15 protein-coding genes are annotated in these 18,661 nt (G+C 73.6%); 5 read left to right on the plus strand and 10 right to left on the minus strand.

Annotated features, from left to right (window positions below; genetic code table 11):
- Positions 1 to 26: 26 nt before the first annotated feature.
- From BJ999_RS02390 to BJ999_RS02425, 8 genes are all read right to left on the minus strand, one after another.
- Positions 27 to 473: a heat shock protein transcriptional repressor HspR gene (locus BJ999_RS02390; RefSeq protein ID WP_179831730.1), complete on the minus strand. Its 447-nt coding sequence runs from the start codon at positions 471 to 473 to the stop codon at positions 27 to 29.
- 5 nt (positions 474 to 478) lie between these two features.
- Positions 479 to 1,657: a molecular chaperone DnaJ gene (dnaJ, locus tag BJ999_RS02395; protein WP_179831731.1), complete on the minus strand. Its 1,179-nt coding sequence runs from the start codon at positions 1,655 to 1,657 to the stop codon at positions 479 to 481.
- Positions 1,658 to 1,741: 84 nt separating this feature from the next.
- Entirely contained in the window at positions 1,742 to 2,398 is a 657-nt protein-coding gene (grpE, locus tag BJ999_RS02400) for a nucleotide exchange factor GrpE (RefSeq protein ID WP_373292711.1), read from the minus strand.
- Positions 2,392 to 4,257, minus strand: coding sequence for a molecular chaperone DnaK (gene dnaK, locus BJ999_RS02405; protein WP_179831733.1), 1,866 nt, complete (start codon positions 4,255 to 4,257; stop codon positions 2,392 to 2,394). Before dnaK ends, grpE begins: the two co-directional genes overlap by 7 nt.
- A 262-nt stretch (positions 4,258 to 4,519) precedes the next feature.
- Entirely contained in the window at positions 4,520 to 5,194 is a 675-nt protein-coding gene (locus BJ999_RS02410) for a response regulator (protein ID WP_179831734.1), read from the minus strand.
- Positions 5,191 to 6,285 carry a sensor histidine kinase gene (locus BJ999_RS02415; protein ID WP_218934901.1) on the minus strand — a complete coding sequence of 365 codons (1,095 nt, stop codon included), beginning with the start codon at positions 6,283 to 6,285 and terminating at the stop codon, positions 5,191 to 5,193. The genes BJ999_RS02410 and BJ999_RS02415 overlap by 4 nt, the downstream gene beginning before the upstream one ends.
- 23 nt (positions 6,286 to 6,308) lie before the next feature.
- Positions 6,309 to 7,028, minus strand: a complete 720-nt coding sequence (locus BJ999_RS02420) for an ABC transporter permease (protein WP_179831736.1) — start codon at positions 7,026 to 7,028, stop codon at positions 6,309 to 6,311.
- Positions 7,025 to 7,744 (minus strand): ABC transporter ATP-binding protein, encoded by a 720-nt coding sequence (locus BJ999_RS02425; protein ID WP_179831737.1) that lies wholly within the window; start codon positions 7,742 to 7,744, stop codon positions 7,025 to 7,027. Before BJ999_RS02425 ends, BJ999_RS02420 begins: the two co-directional genes overlap by 4 nt.
- A 201-nt stretch (positions 7,745 to 7,945) precedes the next feature.
- Here BJ999_RS02425 and BJ999_RS02430 point away from each other — a divergent pair, with 201 nt between their 5' ends.
- The 3 genes from BJ999_RS02430 to BJ999_RS02440 all read left to right on the plus strand — a co-directional run bounded on the left by BJ999_RS02430 (position 7,946) and on the right by BJ999_RS02440 (position 13,284).
- Positions 7,946 to 11,299 carry a S8 family serine peptidase gene (locus BJ999_RS02430; protein ID WP_179831738.1) on the plus strand — a complete coding sequence of 1,118 codons (3,354 nt, stop codon included), beginning with the start codon at positions 7,946 to 7,948 and terminating at the stop codon, positions 11,297 to 11,299.
- Positions 11,300 to 11,422: 123 nt separating this feature from the next.
- On the plus strand, positions 11,423 to 12,061 hold the full coding sequence (locus tag BJ999_RS02435; RefSeq protein WP_179831739.1) for an RNA polymerase sigma factor: 639 nt from the start codon (positions 11,423 to 11,425) through the stop codon (positions 12,059 to 12,061).
- Entirely contained in the window at positions 12,058 to 13,284 is a 1,227-nt protein-coding gene (locus BJ999_RS02440; RefSeq protein WP_179831740.1) for a CU044_5270 family protein, read from the plus strand. Before BJ999_RS02435 ends, BJ999_RS02440 begins: the two co-directional genes overlap by 4 nt.
- Positions 13,285 to 13,324: 40 nt before the next feature.
- Here the strand turns inward: BJ999_RS02440 and BJ999_RS02445 are convergent, their stop codons facing one another.
- Complete coding sequence (locus BJ999_RS02445) at positions 13,325 to 14,119, minus strand: TetR/AcrR family transcriptional regulator (RefSeq protein WP_218934903.1); 795 nt, start codon at positions 14,117 to 14,119, stop codon at positions 13,325 to 13,327.
- 31 nt (positions 14,120 to 14,150) lie between these two features.
- Between BJ999_RS02445 and BJ999_RS02450 the strand changes: the two genes are divergently transcribed.
- Complete coding sequence (locus tag BJ999_RS02450) at positions 14,151 to 15,644, plus strand: MFS transporter (protein WP_179831741.1); 1,494 nt, start codon at positions 14,151 to 14,153, stop codon at positions 15,642 to 15,644.
- On the opposite strand, the gene BJ999_RS02455 is transcribed toward BJ999_RS02450, so the two are convergent.
- On the minus strand, positions 15,634 to 17,175 hold the full coding sequence (locus BJ999_RS02455; RefSeq protein WP_179831742.1) for a 3-hydroxyacyl-CoA dehydrogenase: 1,542 nt from the start codon (positions 17,173 to 17,175) through the stop codon (positions 15,634 to 15,636). The two genes, BJ999_RS02450 and BJ999_RS02455, sit on opposite strands and share 11 nt — an antisense overlap.
- Before the next feature lie 164 nt (positions 17,176 to 17,339).
- On the opposite strand from BJ999_RS02455, the gene BJ999_RS02460 reads away from it, so the two are divergent.
- Positions 17,340 to 18,548, plus strand: coding sequence for an acetyl-CoA C-acetyltransferase (locus BJ999_RS02460; RefSeq protein ID WP_179831743.1), 1,209 nt, complete (start codon positions 17,340 to 17,342; stop codon positions 18,546 to 18,548).
- Positions 18,549 to 18,661 lie beyond the last annotated feature (113 nt).

An 18,661-nucleotide genomic window follows, 5' to 3' on the forward strand; every position in this document is an offset into this window, starting at 1 on the left:
CCCCAGACCCCCGACAGTTGCCCTGTTCAGTCCGAGTTGCGCTCGTGCCACACCACGACGCTCGTGCGCCTGATGGGCACGAGGTCGGCGCCGGGAGTGCGGCCCGGTTCCCCGTGCCGCCGCTGCTGCGCCAGCCGCGCCGCGACCGCACGGGTCGATTCGAGTTCGTTCGCGAGCTCCTCCAGCGCGGCGTGCGCCTTGGCGAGCTCCTCGCGGAGCCGCACGTTGTCGCGCTGCAGCTCCAGGATGTGCTTGATGCCGGACAGGTTGATGCCCTCCTCCTGGGAGAGCCGCTGGATCTCGCGGAGCATCACGATGTCCCGCATCGAGTAGCGGCGACCCCGGCCCGCCGTCCGGCCGGGGGACACCAGGCCCATCCGGTCGTAGGTGCGCAGCGTCTGCGGGTGCAGTCCGGACAGCTGCGCCGCCACGGAGATCACGTAGACCGGAGTGTCGTCGCCGAAGGGATCCATGAAGATCACTCCTGTCTGGCCTGCTGGAGGAGGTCGGCGCGCAGGTCGTCTCCCGCCCCCGCCGTCCGGAGCCGGTCGAGCGCCTCGCGCGTCTGCTCGTCGAGCTTCTGCGGGACGTGCACGTCGACGGTGACCAGCAGGTCGCCCTTCGTGCCGTCGCGCCGCGGCGCGCCCCGGCCCTTCACGCGGAACTTGCGGCCGTTCGGGGTGCCCTCGGGCAGCTTCAGCGTGACGGGCTGCCCCTGGAAGGTCGGCACCCGGATCTCGCCGCCGAGCGCCGCCTCGGGGAAGGTCACCGGGACGGTCAGCGTCAGGTTGTCGCCGCTGCGCCCGAACACCTTGTGCGGCAGCACCTTGATGTTCACGTACAGGTCGCCGGCCGGGCCGCCGTTCTCGCCGGGGGCGCCCTTGCCCTTCAGCCGGATCTTCTGCCCGTCCGCCACGCCCGCCGGGATGCGGGCCTGGATCGTGCGGGTGCCGGTCGCGCGGCCGCTGCCGTGGCAGATCGGGCACGGGTCGTCCACGACCAGGCCCCGGCCGCGGCACTCCTTGCACGGCTCCTGGAAGCCGAAGTTGCCGAGGTTGCGGGTCTCGTGCCCGGTGCCCTCGCAGTTCGGGCACACGCGCGGCACGGTGCCGGCCTTGGCGCCCGTCCCGCGGCAGCCGTTGCAGGCCGCCTCGCTGGTCAGCTTGATCGGGACGGTGACGCCGTTCATCGCGCGGCCGAACGACAGGGTCACCTCGGTCTCGACGTCCGCGCCGCGCCGCGCGCGCCGCGTCCCCGCCGTGCGGGTGCCGCCGCCGGCGCCGCCGCGCCCGCCGAACAGGCCGCCGAACAGGTCGCCGATGCGCTCCCCGGCGCCGCCCGGCTGCGTCCCGCCGCCGGTCTGGCCGAACAGGTCGCCGAGGTCGAAGCCGAACCCGCCCCCCTGCTGGCCGCGGAAACCGCCCGGCATCGAGCGCACCGCGTCGTACTCCTTGCGGCGCTTCTCGTCGGACAGGACGTCGTAGGCCTCCGAGACCTCCTTGAAGCGGTCCTCGGCCTCCGCGTCGCCCTTGTTGGCGTCCGGGTGGTACTTGCGGGCCAGCTTCCGGTAGGACTTCTTGATCTCCTCCTGCGAGGCCGTCTTCGCGACACCGAGGACCTTGTAGTAGTCCTTCTCCAGGTAGTCCTTGGTGCTCACGGCGCCCCGCCTTCTGCTATCGCCACTTGCCACATGTCTTCAGGCCCCTGCGGGGCCCGCCCTCGCGGGCGGGCCCCCTGGGAGTCATTCGCCCGGTTCGTCGTCCGCGTCGCCCGGCCCGTCGCCGGGTTCGCCGGCCCCGGAGCCCGGGTCGGGGTCGGCCACCGCCACGCGGGCGGGCCGCAGGATCCGCTCGCCGATCCGGTAGCCGGGCTGCAGGACGTCGGTGACGCTCGTCTCGGTCACCTCGGCCGAGAGCGAGTGCATCAGCGCCTCGTGCACGACCGGGTCGAAGGGCTCGCCCTTCTCCCCGTACCGCTCCAGGCCGAGCTTGCCGGTGACCGCCTCGAGGCTCTCCGCGACGGACTTGAACCCGCCGGTGAGCTCCTCGTGGTCCCGGGCGCGGCCGATGTCGTCCAGCACCGGGAGCAGCTCGGACAGCACCTGCCCGAGGGCCTGCTCGCGGACCGCGACCCGGTCGCGCTCGACGCGCTTGCGGTAGTTGTCGTACTCCGCCTTCAGGCGCTGGAGGTCGGCGAGCCGCTCCGCCAGCTGGGTCTTCAGCGCGGAGTCCTCCTCACCCGTGGCCTTGGCGCCGCCCCCGCCCACCGGGGCCTCCGGGGCCGGCGAGGACTCCCCCGCCTGCGCCCGGACCTCCCCCGTCTCGGGATCGATGCGCCGCTTGTCGCGGATCACCGGGCCCTCCTTCTCCTCGTCCCCGTTGGGAGAGGACGTCACGATGCATCACCCTTCGGCTTGTCCTCGTCCACGATCTCGGCGTCGACGACCTCGTCGTCCTGCGGCTCGCCGCCCTGGGCGCCGGCCGTCGGCCCGTGGTCCTCGGCGCCGGCCTGGGCGCCCTCGGGGTTCTGCGCGTACATCGCGGCGCCCATCTTCTGGCTCACCTGCGCGAGCTTCTCGGCGCTGCCCTTGATCGCGTCGACGTCGGTGCCCTCCAGGGCCTTCTTGACCTCGGCGACCGCATCGCCCACCTCGGTCTTCAGCTCCGCGGGGACCTTCTCGTCGTTCTCCCGCAGGAACTTCTCGGTCGAGTACGCGAGGGTGTCGGCCTGGTTGCGGACCTCGGCCTCCTCCTTGCGCCGGCGGTCCTCCTCGGCGAACTGCTCGGCGTCGCGCATCATCTTCTCGATGTCGTCCTTGGGCAGCGCGCTGCCGCCCGTGATGACCATCGACTGCTCGCGGCCGGTGCCCTGGTCCTTCGCGCTGACGTTCACGATGCCGTTGGCGTCGATGTCGAAGGTGACCTCGATCTGCGGGACGCCGCGCGGCGCCGGCGGCAGGCCGGTGAGCTGGAAGGTGCCGAGCTTCTTGTTGTACGCGGCGATCTCGCGCTCGCCCTGGTAGACCTGGATCTCCACGGACGGCTGGTTGTCGTCGGCGGTGGTGAACGTCTCCGACCGCTTGGTCGGGATCGTGGTGTTCCGCTCGATGATCTTGGTGAAGATGCCGCCCTTGGTCTCGATGCCGAGGCTCAGCGGGGTCACGTCCAGCAGCAGGACGTCCTTGACCTCGCCCTTGAGCACGCCGGCCTGGAGGCTGGCGCCGATCGCGACGACCTCGTCGGGGTTGACGCCCTTGTTCGGCTCCTTGCCGCCGGTCAGCTCCTTGACCAGCTCGGAGACCGCGGGCATCCGGGTAGAGCCGCCGACCATGACGACCTGGTCGATCTCCTTCACCGAGATGCCGGCGTCCTTCAGCACCTGCTGGAACGGCGCCTTGGTGCGCTCCAGGAGGTCGGAGGTCATCCGCTGGAACTCGGCGCGGGTGAGCTTCTCGTCCAGGTGCAGCGGGCCCTCGGCGGACGCGGTGATGTAGGGCAGGTTGATCTGCGTCTCGGACGAGCCGGACAGCTCGATCTTGGCCTTCTCCGCGGCCTCGCGGAGCCGCTGCAGCGCCATCTTGTCCTTGGCCAGGTCGACGCCGTTGGCGTTCTTGAACCGCTCGACCAGCCAGTCGACGACCTTGTTGTCCCAGTCGTCGCCGCCCAGGTGGTTGTCGCCGCTGGTGGCCTTCACCTCGACCACGCCGTCGCCGACCTCCAGCAGGGACACGTCGAACGTGCCGCCGCCGAGGTCGAAGACCAGGATGGTGGCCTCGTTCTCCTTCTCCAGGTGGTAGGCCAGCGCCGCCGAGGTCGGCTCGTTGATGATGCGCAGGACGTTCAGGCCCGCGATCTGGCCGGCCTCCTTGGTGGCCTGCCGCTGGTGGTCGGAGAAGTAGGCGGGGACGGTGATGACCGCGTCGGTGACCGTCTCACCCAGGTAGGACTCGGCGTCCCGCTTGAGCTTCTGCAGCACGAACGCGCTGATCTGCTGCGGGTTGAAGTCCTTGTCGTCGATCTTGGTCTTCCAGTCGGTGCCCATCTCGCGCTTGACCGACCGGATCGTCCGGTCGACGTTGGTCACCGCCTGGCGCTTGGCGACCTCTCCGACCAGGACCTCGCCGTTCTTGGCGAAGGCGACGACGGACGGCGTGGTCCGCGACCCCTCCGCGTTCGCGATGACGGTGGGCTCGCCGCCCTCCAGGATCGCGACGACCGAGTTGGTCGTCCCGAGGTCGATGCCGACCGCACGTGCCATGTTTCTCGTCCTCCGTCGTATCCGGTGTTATCGCAGCCCCGGTCGCCCCCGAGGCGCGGCCGGTTGAGTCTTCTGTCCGCTAGGTTGCCCGGCGCCCCTCGTCCTTGTCAAATGACTTGAGTCGACCGGACTCAACTTTGCTGACGACCTCTACAACAGGACGAATGAGTGCCCTATTCCGGTTCCCGGCACGGGTTCCGTCGGCGGGTCCGCCCACCGGCCCTGACGGCGACGTCCCCGTCCCGACCGTGACCAGCGGTCCTCAGCGAGGGTCGGGACGGCGGCCCGGGACGACGATGCCGTGCTCGTAGGCCAGCACGACGGCCTGGACGCGGTCGCGGAGGTGGAGCTTGGCGAACACGCTGCCGACGTGGCTCTTGACGGTGGCCTCGGTGACGACGAGCCGCGCCGCTATCTCCTGGTTCGACAGGCCCTGGGCCACGAGCAGGAGCATCTCGCGCTCGCGCGGGGTCAGCGCGGTCAGCAGGTCCGGCGACGGCCGGACCGGGTCGGTGCGGTCGGCGTAGTCCTCGATCAGGCGGCGGGTGATCGACGGGGACAGCAGCGCCTCGCCCTGGTGGACGACGTGGATCGCTTCCAGGAGCCGCTCGCGGGGCGCGTCCTTCAGCAGGAATCCCGACGCCCCCGCACGCAGCGCGCCGAACACGTACTCGTCGAGGTCGTATGTGGTGAGGATCAGCACGCGAGGCGGACGGCCGGCAGCGGTGAGGCGGGCGGTGGCCTCGACGCCGTCCATCCGCGGCATCCGGACGTCCATCAGGACGACGTCGGGCCGCAGCTCCGCCGCCCGCTCGACGGCCTCGCGGCCGTCCGCGGCCTCGCCGACGACCTCCAGGTCGCCCCGGGTCTGCAGGAACAGCCGGAAACCGATCCGGATCAGTTCCTGATCGTCGACGATCAGCACCCGGATCGTCACGCCCGCCCCCCGATCGGCAGCCGTGCCGCTACCCGGAACCCGCCGCCGGGGCCCCGGCCCGTCTCCAGCTCGCCGCCGAGTACCGCGACCCGCTCCCGCATCCCCACCAGGCCGTGCCCGCCGGGGCCCGGCTCGCCGGTTCCCGCCCCGTCGTCGTGGACCCGGACCTCCAGGTCCGCTCCGCCGTAGTTCAGCCGTACCGTGACCAGTGTCGCCCCGGCGTGTTTCAGCACGTTGGTCAACGCCTCCTCGATGATCCGGTAGGCCGACAACTCCACCCCGCTCGGCAGGTCCAGCGGTTCCCCGGCGATCTCCAGGCGGACCGGCAGCCCCGCCGCGCGGTACCCGGCGACCAGTTCGCCCAGGTCCGCCAGTGACGGCTGCGGTCGCGTGTCCGCCGCCTCCCGCCCGCGCAGCAGGACGAGGATCCGGCGCAACTCGGCCAGGCTCTGCTCGGCGCTGGTCTCCACCCGCTCCAGCGTCCGCGCGGCCACCTGCGGTTCGGTGGCGAGGACGTCGCGGGCGCCGCGCACCCCGATCAGCATCACCGTCACCGAGTGGGCGACGATGTCGTGCAGTTCGCGGGCGATCGAGTCGCGTTCGCGCTGCGCCGCGATCAGGTCGAGCTGCTCCCGTTCGCGTTCGAGGGTGGCGGCTCGTTCCTCCACCGCCTGGACGTAGCGGCGGCGCGTCTGCATGTAGGCGCCCAGCATCCACGCCCCGATCGACACCGGCGGGCTGCAGATGTCGTCGGCCTCCAGGAAGACGACCATCGGTGCCAGCACCGCGAGCGAGACGCGCCGGTCGCGTGTTCCGGCGAGCGACCACAGCGCGACGACGGCCGGCGCGCCCCCGGGCGAGTACCCGGCCGCGGTCACCGCGGCAGCCGTCACGGCCGTCACCGCCGTCACCGCCACCCCGAACCGGCGGCGGGCCAGGAGCGCCGCACCGGCGAGGACGGTCACGGCGATCGGCAGGGGCGCGGCCCGGGTGCCGTCGTTGAACAGCAGCCCCACTTCCACGACGGTCGCCACCACGGCGAGCACGATGTCGAACAGCACCGGGCGGTGCGCGGCCTGCAGGCCCCGCACCGCCCGAATCCTCTCCGCGACGTTCACGCCAGGTCACGCCGTCGTTCGAACCCGACCGCGACCAGCACCACGAGCACCGTCCAGACCGCGAACACCGCGCCGGCCTGCGTGACCGTGAGGGTCGTGTTGTGGGTCCCGCCCGTCATGACGCCCGCCGCGCCGAACGGTGAGAGGTTCGCCTCCCGCTCATACGCCCCGCCCACCAGGGGCTGCACCACCAGTGCCAGGATCAGCAGGACCACCGCGCCGACGACCGGGCTGCGGATCAGCGCACCGAGCGCCGCGCCCAGCACCGTCGCCAGCACGAGCGCGGAGACGTTGCCCGCCACGACCCCGGCCACCTGGCCGGACGTCAGATCCGGGCCGGGCTGGTCCGCCAGCAGCGGCAGCGCCACGCCGACCGCGACCGCGTTGATCAGCAGCGCCAGCCCGAGCCCGGTCAGCGCGTACGCCGCGATCCGCACCGAGAGGACGGTTCCGCGGCCGCGCCGGGCCACCAGCGCCGTGGGCGCGGCGGTCCGGTGGCGGTACTCGCCCGCCGCGCCGACCAGTCCCCACAGGAGCAGCAGGACGGGGAGCCCCGACAGCGCCTCCTTCTTCTCCGGCACCTCGTCGAGCGTTCCCGACGCCACGGCGACGAGCACCGCGTTCAGGGCGGCGAAGGCCATCCCCCCGGCCGCGAATCCCCACACGGCACGGGTCGTCATCGACTTGAGCAGTTCCCCTCGAAGCAGGCCGATCACCGCTCCAACCCTCCGGTGAGCTCCAGGAACACGTCCTCCAGCGACTCCACCTCACTGATCGGTCCCTCGTGCACCAGCCTGCCACGGTCGATGACGACCACGTCGTCGACCGTCTGCGCGGCCTCCGCGAGCAGGTGGCTGGACAGCAGCACCGTGCCGCCCTTCGCCGCCCTGTCCCGCAGCATCGTCCGGAGCCAGCGGATCCCCTGCGGGTCCAGCCCGTTGGCAGGCTCGTCCAGCACCAGGATCTCCGGGTCGCCCAGCAGCGCGGCGGCGAGCCCGAGCCGCTGCCGCATACCGAGCGAGAAGGCGCCGACCCGGCGGCCCGCCGCCCGCGTCAACTCGGCGACCTCCAGAACCTCCTCGACGCGGCGGCGCGGCAACCCCGCCGACAGCGCCAGCGCCCGCAGATGCGCGCGGGCCGACCGGGCCGGGTGCGCGCCGCACGGCTCGATGTGGACGCCGATCCGGCGCGCGTCCGGCACCGTCGAGGCCACCGGCGCTCCCAGGACCGACACCGTGCCCGCCGAGGGCCGCGCCAGTCCCACGACCGCCTTCAGCGCCGTCGTCTTGCCCGCGCCGTTCGGGCCGAAGAAGCCCGTCACCGCGCCCGGCCGGACCGTGAACGTCAGATCGTCGACCACCGTGCGCCGGCCGTACCGTTTCGTCAGCCCCTCGACCCTGATCGCCGGGGGAGCCTTCGTCTGTGATGTCATGCCGCCCAGCTTCGGCCGCCCGCGTCTCCCGGTCATCCGACCACGGTCGAAACCCGTTCTCCGACTGCGGCATGACTTTCGCCCTTCGTCGTTCGGCTCCGGAACCGGGCCCATCGAGTCTCCGCCGTGAAGCCGATCAGCCGCTGCGGTTGATCAACATCGACCGTCCCATCGCGGGACGGCGATGGCTGAGGAGACTCGATGACCCACAGACGCCGGAGCCGGGCCCTGCTCGGCCTCCTGCTGGCGGCCGGGGCGCTGGCCGCGGTCCCGCCGCCCGCCCAGGCCGCACCGCGCCCGGCGGGCGGCCTGGACACCGGCCGCTCCTGGAAGGTGACCCTGCTGACCGGGGACGTGGTCGGGGTGCGGACGGTCAAGGGCCGCCCGCCCATGGTCTCGGTGACCCCCGCCCCGGGCCGGGAGAAGCGCTCGTTCCGCAAGGAGATCCGTCCGGACGGGCACGTCGTGGTCACCCCGGTCGACGTCGCCGGCCTGGTCGGCCGGGTGATCGATCCCGAACTGTTCGACGTCACCGCCCTGATCGCGCAGGGCTACGACGACGCCCGCAGCGACGACCTGCCGCTGATCGTGCAGCGGTCCGCGGGGACGAGCCCCCGCAAGGCGCTCGGCGGGACGCTCGGCACGACGCGGGAACTCCCGAGCATCGGCGCCGTCGCCGCCCGGCAGCCCAAGAGCGGCGCGCGGCGCCTCGGCGACGCGCTGGCCGGGATGCCGTCGGTCAAGGCCACCGGCGGGATCAGGCACATCTGGCTGGACGGCAGGGTCAAAGCGAGTTTCGCCACGCCGCCCCGCGCCCTCGCCCCGGCTCCCGCGGACAGGCTCGACCGCAACCTGCGGCAGGTCGGCGCGCCCGGAGCCTGGAGCGCCGGATACACCGGCAAGGGCGCGAAGGTCGCCGTCCTGGACACCGGCGTGGACGCCGGGCACCCCGACCTCCGGGGACGCATCGTCGAGACGAGGAACTTCTCCGAGGCGGCCGACGCCCTCGACCGTGTCGGGCACGGCACGCACGTCGCCTCGACCGTCGCCGGAACGGGCGCCGCCTCCCACGGGGAGCGCAGGGGCGTCGCCCCGCAGGCGGACCTGCTGATCGGCAAGGTCCTCGACGACGAGGGCTCCGGCACCGACTCCAGCGTGATCGCCGGGATGGAGTGGGCCGCGTCGCGCGCCGACGTCGTCAACATGAGCCTCGGCGGCGGCCCCACCGACGGCACGGACCCCCTCTCGCTGGCCCTGAACGACCTGACGAAGACGCACGGGACGCTGTTCGTCGTCGCGGCGGGCAACGACGGCCTGGTCGGGTCGGTCGGCGCGCCCGGTACGGCCGACGCCGCGCTGACCGTCGGCGCGGTCGACGCCCGCGACCGGCTCGCGGAGTTCTCCAGCCGGGGGCCGCGCGGGCACGTCGCCAAGCCGGAGATCGTCGCGCCGGGCGTCGACATCATCGCGGCCCGCGCTGAGGGCACCGCCATGGGCACCCCGACCGGGGCGGCCTACACCAGGGCGTCCGGGACGTCGATGGCCGCGCCGCACGTCGCCGGCGCCGCCGCGCTGCTCGCCGCGAAGCACCCGGACTGGGAGCCCTCCCGGCTCAAGGCCGCCCTGGTCGGGACGGCCGACCCCGCGACCGGCGGTGACGCCTACGAGCGCGGTGCCGGGCGCCTCGACGTGGGCGAGGCCGCGAGCAGGCCCGTCCTCCCCGTGCAGGGCATCGTCGATCTCGGCACGTCGCGGTTCCCCGAGCACGGCGCTCTGTCCGCGAGGCTCGGCTGGACGTCCGAGGCCCCCGAGGCCGTCCGCATGCGGTTGAGCGTGGAGGTCGTCGACCGTGGCGGTCATCCGGCGAACGGCGCCGCGAGCGTCCCGTCCGATGTGGAGGTCCCGGCGGGCGGAACCGGCGAGGCCCCGCTGACCGTGGACGCGGCCGGGCTCGCCGGCCGTCCCGGCCTGTACACGGCCGTGGTGACGGCGGAGGGCGGCGGCGCCGTCCTCCGAACGCCCGTGACGTTCTACGTCGAGCCTCCGTCGCACGATCTCACGATCAGGGCGACCCCGCTGCCCGGCACCGACCCCGCGAACTTCTCCGCCTCGGCCACGGTGGTCAACCTGGCGGACATGGCGCTGTTCGCCGAGTGGGTCGACGCCACCGGGACGGCGACGGTCCGCGTCCCCGACGGCCGCTACTCGGTCCTCGGCAACGTGGACGACGGCGGCGACTGGCGCTCGGCCCTGGCCGGCGATCCCGAGGTGGTCGTGGGCGGGCCCACGACCGTCACGCTCGACGGCGCCGCCGCCGTACGGGTCGGCGCGCGCGTCGAGGGCACCGAGACCGAGCAGGCGATGCTGTCCGCGGACATCGTCCGCGACGCGGGCCAGGGGCTGTGGTGGTTCAGCGCGTACGCCTTCGATCCCGCGAACGCGCCCGTGTACGCCCAGCCGATGGACGGCGTGGAGACCGGGACGTTCCGCGCGTACACCAACCATCGGCTGACCGCGCCCGGCACGGTCTACGACGTCCTCCACCCCCTGGGCAACGGCATCCCCGCCGATCTGACGCACGTGGTCACCGGCGCCGAGCTCCAGCGGATGGCGCGCGTCGACCAGCGGTTCGCCGCGTTCGACGGGGACCCGGGCACTCCCATGATCGAGAAGCGCTACGGCACCACCCCGGAGGGCCTGCTGGCGTTCGAGGGGAGCGGTGACGTCAAGCCCGGAACGTCCCGTACCGACTACGTCTCGACCGGCCCCGGCCTGCTGTGGGGGGACGAGGGGTTCGTCAAGTTCGGTGAGGAGTTCTGGGTCGACCAGGCGCCCTTCAGCGAGCTGAAGCCGGGGGAGCGGGTCTCCGAGCGCTGGGGCCGCCAGCCGCTGCGCCCCGGGCCCTACTCGGGCACCGGCGTCACGCCCAGCGGCTGCGCCCGGTACCCCGCGGCCCGCACCGGGCAGAGCATGCGCGTCGCGCTCGTCGACCTCCAGACCCGTCCGGACGGTTTCGACTGCGCCATGCACGAGGTGAAGGGCCACATGGCGCTGTTCGCGGGGGACGAGAAGGTCGGCGAGAAGAACGGCCCGTTCGGCGAGTTCACCGTCCCGTCCAAGGAGGCGGAGTACCGGCTGACGTACGAGAACGACGCGTCGGCCGTCATTCCGGTGTCGACCCGCACGTCGACGTCGTGGACGTTCCGCTCCAGCGAGCCGCCCGGCCACAGGAGCGCCAACCTGCCGCTCCTTCTCGTCGACTACGACCTGAAACTCGACCTGCTCAACCAGCCGTCCGGTGAGCCCGCCCTGTTCACCGTCGCACGGATGGCGGGCTCCGGGCGGGCCGAGGTCACCGGGCTGCGGTTCTGGACGTCCGCGGACGACGGCGGGACCTGGCAGGCCGTCCAGGCGAGGTCCCTCGGCGGCGGACGGTTCAGCGCTCCGCTCCCGGCGCCGGTCAAGGGGCAGGCCGTGTCGCTGCGCGTCAGCGCGAAGGACGCGGGCGGCAGCGGCGTCGACCAGCGCATCATCCGCGCCTACCGCGTCCGGTAGCCGCGTCCGCCCGCGCGCCCTCCGCCCGACGTCCGGGCGGAGGGCGCGTTCGCGTGAAGGGTGATCGGGGGATCGGTTGAGAACGGGTGACCGAGCACTCCCCCGACGACGAGGATCACCCCCATGGCCCACCACCACCCGCCGGATCCCGGGTCCCGTTCCGGCGCGGAGCCGGACGCGTCCGGCTCCGACGCCTCGGACGCGGCGGCGATCGTCCGGTCGCGGCGCGAGCCCGCCGCGTTCGCGGAGATCTTCCACCGTCACTTCTCCGCGATCCACGGGTACGCGGCGCGGCGCCTCGGGGCCGACGCGGCGGACGACATCGCCGCCGAGACCTTCCTCGCCGCGTTCAACAAGCGCGGCCGGTTCGACCCCGACCGCGGCACGGTCCGCCCGTGGCTGTACGGCATCGCGACCCGGCTGATCGGGCTGCACCGGCGGACGGAGGGCCGCCGCTACCGGGCGCTGGCGCGCACGCCCGCCGAGCACGTCCAGGACGGCCACGAGGACCGGGTCACGGCGCGCGTCACTGCGGGCGGCGCGGGCGCGGACCTCGCCGACGCGCTGGCCCGGCTGCCGCGCGGGGACCGGGACGTCCTGCTGCTGGTGGCGCTGGCCGACCTGACCTACGAGGAGGTCGGGCAGGCGCTCGGCCTCAAGACGGGCACCGTCGCGTCCCGCCTGCACCGTGCCCGGCGCCGCCTGAGGGAGTCGCTCGGCGGAACCAATCCCGCGCTGATCGTTGAGGAGACCCCCGCGTGAACGAGATCGACATGAACGAGACGGCCCGGGTCCGGCGGCTGCTGGGCGAGCCGCCGCCCCCGTCGGCGGAGGCGTCGGCGCGGGCGCTGGCCAGGCTGGAGGACGCGATGGCGCCGGGCGGGAAGCGCGTCCGGCCGTCCAGGACGGGAAGGCGCCGCTTCGGCCGGCCGGTCCAGCTGGGCGCCGGGCTCGTCGCGGCCGGAGTCGCGGCGGCCGTCGCCATCGTGGTCACCGGCCAGGGCTCGCCGGGTTCGCCGCCGGACGCGCCCCCCGGGGCCCTCGACCTCGGCAGGCAGGCGGTGCTCGTGGCGGCGGACAAGGCCGCCGAGCAGCCGACGGGCAACTACTGGTCCGCCGAGAGGATCAGCGGACAGGCCTACGTGGTGCGGGCGAGGACGGGAACGTACGCGATCTTCGGTGCGCACGACGAGACGTTCAACTGGGCCGGTGCGAGGAAGGGCATGGGCGAGGCCTACTACGCCCGTGACCTGCCGGCCCGCCCGCAGACCCCGGAGGACGAGGCGCTGTGGCGCAAGGCCGGGTCGCCGTCGGCCATCCGCGTCTGGTCCAACGACCACTACTTCACCTACACCACCAGGGCGTCGCGGTGGCGGTCGGAAGGTCCCGAGGTCGGCATCGACCGGGAGGGGGGCGGGACGTTCCTGGACAAGTCGGTTGAGGAGCTGCGGAACCTGCCGACCGACCCGGCCAAGCTCGCCGAGATGTTCCTGGACGACGACGCGATGAGCATGGCGGTGGGCCGGGACCCGAAGCGGGCGAAGGCGGAGAAGCTGCGGCTGGGGCCCGGGCAGCTCGCCACCCTCAAGATCATGCGGGTGTCGGCGCTGCTCGGCACGCCGATCCCGCCGAAGGTGCGGTCGGGCCTGATGAGGGCGCTGGCCGCGCAGCCGGGCGTCCACGCGATCGGCCGGGTCACCGACCCGCTGGGCCGCCGGGGCGTCGCGCTGGCCTCCGACGAGCGCGCCGTCACGGTCACCGGGGAGTACGGCGGGCCGAAGGCCGAGCAGGGGACCTACCGCGCCCGCCAGACGATCGTCTTCGACGAGCGGACCGGCGCGCTGCTGTCCCGGCAGTACGTGCTGACCCAGCCGGGCGGTCCGTATGCGCAGATGAAGCCGGGCTTCGTCATCGAGTACCAGGCCGTCCGCGGGGCGGGCTGGACCGACGCCAGGCCGAAGCCGCCCGCGGAGCTGCCCTTCTGATCGGGTTCCCGACCGGCGTCCGCCGCAGGCCCCCCGCCCGCTACCGGGCGGGGGGCCTGCGCGCTTCCAGCCCGTCGAGGACGCAGGCGAGCCCGAACGCGAAGCGGCCCTCCAGGACGTCGCCGGTCTCCTTCATCCAGATCTCGCGGATGTGGGACGCGAGACCGGGGCGCTCCTCGTCCAGCCGGTCCAGGTAGGGGCCGAGGTTGTCGACCCATTCGGCGGCGGACGTGCCGGGCTGGGCGCGCTGCCAGCTCGCCTCGCTGCCGGCCGCGCCGATGACGTAGTCGACCACCGCCGACCAGGCGTATTCGAGGTCGAAGCCGGTGAACCCGGCGGAGCCGAACGCGGCGAGGACCTCGTCCAGGACGCGGGTCGCGTTCGGGCCGATCATCGGGCGGCCGCCGAACAGCGTCACCGTCCACGGATGCCGGTGGATCATCGCGCGGAGGCTGCGCGCGTAGCCGGTCGCGTCGGCCCGCCAGTCGTCCCCGGACGGGACCGCCACCTCGGCCATGACCCGGTCGAGGGCGAGCTCCAGCAGCTCGTCCTTGTTCGCGACGTGCCAGTACACCGACGTCGCGCCCGAGTTCAGGCGGGTGCCGAGGCGGCGCATGCTGAGGCCGTCCAGCCCCTCGGCGTCGAGCAGGTCGAGCGCGGCGTCGACGATCTGCCTCCGGCTGAGGGCGGGCTGGGCGCGCCGCGCGCGCTCCGGCCGCACCCAGACGGACGGCGTCCTGTTCTCCTCGGCCATCGGCATGCCCCTCCCCAGTTCTCGTACAGAGTACCGGGACTTGAACACCGTGCGAGTCAGGTCGTACAGTGTGCGAGTCAACTCGAACGCTGTACGAGAATTGGGAGTGGTCATGGACGAACCCCCCGCCCCGCATCCGCGGCGCTGGCAGATCCTCGGCGTGCTGTGCCTCAGCCTGTTCGTCGTCGTGGTCGACAACACGATCCTCAACGTGGCGATCCCGTCCCTGCTGCGGGACCTCGACGCCACCACGTCCGACGTCCAGTGGGTGATCGACGCCTACTCGCTGGTGTTCGCCGGCCTGCTGATCACGGCGGGCAGCCTCGGCGACCGGTACGGGCGTCGCCGCGCGATGCTGGTCGGCTTCGCCCTGTTCGGCGCCGGCTCGCTGCTCGCCGCCTTCGCGGAGAGCCCCGCCCAGCTCGTCGCGATGCGGGCGCTGATGGGCGTGGGGGGCGCGTTCCTCATGCCGGGGACGCTGTCGATCATGGCGCAGGTGTTCGGGCCGGACGAGCGGGGCAAGGCGTTCGCCATCTGGGGCGCGACCTCCATGGTCGGGCTCGCCGCCGGGCCGACGCTCGGCGGGTTCCTGCTGGAGCACTTCTGGTGGGGTTCGGTCTTCCTGGTGAACGTTCCCGTCGCCGTTGCCGCCGTCGCCGGGCTGCTCGTCCTCGTCCCCGAGTCGCGCGGGGTGCGCCGCCGCCCGGACGTGCCCGGCGCCGTGCTGTCCACGGCGGGGATGTCGGCGCTGGTGTGGGCGGTCATCTCCGGCCCCGCGCACGGCTGGACCGGCGCCCGCACGCTCGGCGGGCTCGCCGCCGGCGCCGCCGCGCTGGCGCTGTTCGCCGCCTGGCAGCACCGCAACCCCGAGCCGATGCTCGACCTGCGCCTGCTGCGCGACCGCGACTTCTCCGGGGCCGCCGCCATGATCGCCCTGTTCGGGTTCGCGCTGGCCGGGATGCTGTTCGCCCTGACCCAGCTGCTCCAGTTCGTGCACGGCTACGGGCCGCTCAAGGCCGGGCTCGCGCTGCTGCCGGTCGCCGTCTCCGCCGGCCTCGGCAACGGCCTCGGCGCGTCGCTGGAGTCGCGGTTCGGTGCCCGTCCCGCCCTCGTCGCCGGGTTCTGCGTCCTCGCGGCCGGGTTCGGGGCCCTCGGGCTGACCGGACCGGACGACGGCTACGCCGCGCTCGCGGCCGGACTCGTCGTCGTCGGCTTCGGCGCCGGGCTCGGCACACCGCCCGCCTACAGCACGCTCATGGCCGCCGTCCCGCCCGATGAGGCGGGGGTCGGCTCGGCGGTGAACGACGCGGGCCAGGAGCTCGGCAGCGCGCTCGGCGTCGCCGTCCTCGGCAGCGTCGTCTCCGCCGCCTACGCCCGCGATCTGCCGGGCACCGCGCCCGCGGCGGCGCGCCACTCGCTGGGCGAGGCCCTGGCCCTCGGCGACCTCGGCCTCGCCCGCGCCGCACGCGACGCCTTCGCCCACGCGGTGTCGACCGCCTCGTTCGCCGCGTGCGGCGCGATGCTGGCCGCCGCGCTGTTCGCAGCGTTCGTCGTGCGCGCCCGCCGTCCCGTGACCGCGGACGCGCCGGAGGCCGTCAGGACATGAGGTCGGACGGGGCCGTGCCCGTCTCGGTGAGCGGCAGGCCGAGCGCGACCCGCTCGGCCAGCCAGGCGCTCGGACGGTAACGCGGGTCGCGGGTCGACTCGTGCATCTGGTTCAGGACGCCGAGCACGCGGTCGGCGCCCACGTGGTCGCCCCACTCCAGCGGCCCGCGCGGGTAGCCGAGCCCGAGCCGGACGGCGGTGTCGATGTCCTCCGGGGCGGCGAGGCGCTGCTCGGCGATGCCGCAGCCCACATTGACGATCGACGCCAGCAGCCGCGGCGCGACGGCGACGGGCGCGTCCCGCACGACGGTCACCGGCCGTTCCGCGGCGAGCAGGGACGCGAGAGCCGCGCGGCCCACCTCCGGATCGAGCGCGGGCTGCACGGTGAGGGTGATCCGGCTGAAGAACCCGAAGAACCCGTCGATCCCCAGCGTCCGCTCCCCGGGGAGGCCGTTCGCGACCTGGTCCGCGACGCTCATGTCCGTCGATGCGTCGACCAGCAGGAGGGCCTCCCCGGACGGCTCGTCACCCGCCTCGACCTCCACCCCGGCCTCGGACAACAGCATCCCCAGCGTCTCGCGGTGCTGCGGTTCCTGGAACCAGACGGGCCGGAAATCGGTGGCGGGGACGCCGGCCTCGGCGGGCTCCTGCTTCACCCCGTCCACGTACCTGTAGAAGCCCTCGCCGGTCTTGCGTCCGAGGAGCCCGGCCTCCAGGCGCGCCCTGCCGATCCTGGACGGACGGAACCGCGGCTCGGTGTAGAAGCCCGTCCAGACGGACTCCATCACCGGGTGCGACACGTCCATCCCGGTCAGGTCGAGCAGCTCGCACGGCCCCATCTTCAGTCCGAGGACGTCCCGCGCGATGCGGTCGATGTCCACGGGCTCGGCGGCGCCCTCGGAGAGGATCTGCAACGCCTCCGTCACCAGGCCGCGCCCAGCGTGGTTGACGAGGAAGCCGGGCGCGTCGGGCGCGAGCACCGGAGTGTGACCGAGACGCCTCACCAGGTCGGCGAGCGCGTCCGGGATCCACTCGGCCGTGCGCGTCCCCGGAATCACCTCGACGAGCTTCATCAGCGGCACCGGGTTGAAGAAGTGCAGCCCCGCCAGCCTGGACGGGTCGTCCAGTGCGGCGGCGATCGCCGTCACCGGCAGCGAACTGGTGTTGGTCGCGAGGATCGTGTGCTCCGGGCAGACCTTCTCCAGAGACCTGAACAGTTCCCGCTTGGTCTCCATGTCCTCCCGGACGGCCTCCACGACGAGGTCGCAGTCCTGGAACGGGGTGAGCGGCTCGCCGACAGGCCGGAGCCGTCCCTTCGCCGCCTGCGCGTCGGCCGCCGTCATGCGCCCCTTCGCGGCGAGCCTGTCGAACATGGCCGCGACGTACTCGGTCGCCTCCATCACGGCCTGCGTCCGCAGGTCGGCCAGCTCCACCGTCAGCCCGCCCGCCGCGGCGAGCTGCGCGATCCCGCGCCCCATCGCCCCGGCCCCGATCACCCGGATCGTCGTCGCCCGGCCCGCCCACTGCTCCACGTCGCCTCCCGCGCTCGCCCAGCCCTCTGGCCCACGTCCCGGTTCGCCACCGCCGTGGGTACCCAGCATTCAACCCTCCACCGGGCGCAAGCCCGGACGCCACCCTCCCGGGCGGGGGCCGTACCCTGCGAAGTGCCCCGCGACCCCGTCCCGAGGAGACCACCATGCGCGACGCGGTGATCTGCGAGCCGCTGCGGACCCCCATCGGCCGGTTCGGCGGGGCCCTCACGACCGTCACGGCCGCCGAGCTCGCCGCCGCCGTCGTCCGCGCCCTGGTCGAGCGGACCGGCCTGCCCGGGGACGCGATCGACGAGGTGATCCTCGGGCACTGCTACCCCACCTCCGACGCCCCCGCCATCGGGCGCGTCGCCGCGCTGGACGCCGGGCTCCCCGTCACGGTCGGCGGCGCCCAGCTCGACCGGCGCTGCGGGTCGGGGCTCCAGGCCGTCCTGAACGCCGCGATGCAGATCCAGACCGGCGTCAGCGACGTGGTCATCGCGGGCGGCGCGGAGAGCATGAGCGGCGCGCCCTTCTACACGACCGCGGCGCGCTGGGGCGTGCGCGGGCCGTCCCTCGAACTGCACGACGCGCTCGCGCGGGGCCGCGTCACCGCCGGCGGCGTCCACCACCCCGTCCCGGGCGGGATGCTGGAGACCGCCGAGAACCTGCGCCGCGAATACGGCATCGGACGCCGGGAGCAGGACGAGCTGGCCGTCCGGTCCCACGAGCGCGCCGTCGCCGCCCAGCGCTCGGGGGTGTTCGCCGAGGAGATCGTCCCGGTGACCGTCCGGTCGCGGAAGGGCGACACGGTCGTCGACACCGACGAGCACCCGCGTCCCGGCACCACCGTCGAGGGCCTGGCGAGGCTGCGTCCCGTCCTCGGCGGGAAGGACCCCGAGGCCACCGTGACGGCGGGCAACGCCAGCGGCCAGAACGACGCGGCCGCCGCCTGCGTGGTCACCACCCCCGAACGCGCCGCCGAGCTGGGCCTGCGGCCCCTCGTCCGGCTCGTCTCCTGGGGCCGCGCCGGGGTGCCGCCCGAGACGATGGGCATCGGGCCCGTCCCCGCCACCGCCAAGGCCCTCGCCGCCGCCGGCCTCGCCCTCGCCGACATGGACCTCATCGAGCTGAACGAGGCGTTCGCCGCGCAGGTCCTCGCCGTCACCCGCGCATGGGGCCTGAAGGACGCCGACTGGGACCGCGTCAACGTGCACGGCTCCGGCATCTCCCTCGGCCACCCCGTCGGCGCGACCGGCGCCCGCATCCTCGCCACCCTCGCGCGCGAGATGGACCGCCGGGAGGCCCGGTACGGGCTGGAGACCATGTGCATCGGCGGCGGCCAGGGCCTCGCCGCGATCTTCGAGCGGGTCTGACCGGCACGCGGTGGCGCCGCCGGAACGCCCACATCGCGATCACATCGGCCGCATGCGTCGCGGGCGGCCCGTGGTTGGATGTCGCGAGTCACCGTGAGACCAGCGAATCGGCT

It is taken from the genome of Actinomadura citrea (assembly GCF_013409045.1).
In the GTDB taxonomy this organism is placed as follows: Bacteria; Actinomycetota; Actinomycetes; order Streptosporangiales; family Streptosporangiaceae; genus Spirillospora; species Spirillospora citrea.

Coding starts and splice junctions, on each gene's coding strand:
- BJ999_RS02390 (WP_179831730.1), bottom strand. CDS start 473: ATGGATCCCTTCGGCGACGACACTCCGGTCTACGTGATCTCCGTGGCG.
- dnaK (WP_179831733.1), bottom strand. CDS start 4,257: ATGGCACGTGCGGTCGGCATCGACCTCGGGACGACCAACTCGGTCGTC.
- BJ999_RS02425 (WP_179831737.1), bottom strand. CDS start 7,744: ATGACATCACAGACGAAGGCTCCCCCGGCGATCAGGGTCGAGGGGCTG.
- BJ999_RS02430 (WP_179831738.1), top strand. CDS start 7,946: ATGACCCACAGACGCCGGAGCCGGGCCCTGCTCGGCCTCCTGCTGGCG.
- BJ999_RS02435 (WP_179831739.1), top strand. CDS start 11,423: ATGGCCCACCACCACCCGCCGGATCCCGGGTCCCGTTCCGGCGCGGAG.
- BJ999_RS02450 (WP_179831741.1), top strand. CDS start 14,151: ATGGACGAACCCCCCGCCCCGCATCCGCGGCGCTGGCAGATCCTCGGC.
- BJ999_RS02460 (WP_179831743.1), top strand. CDS start 17,340: ATGCGCGACGCGGTGATCTGCGAGCCGCTGCGGACCCCCATCGGCCGG.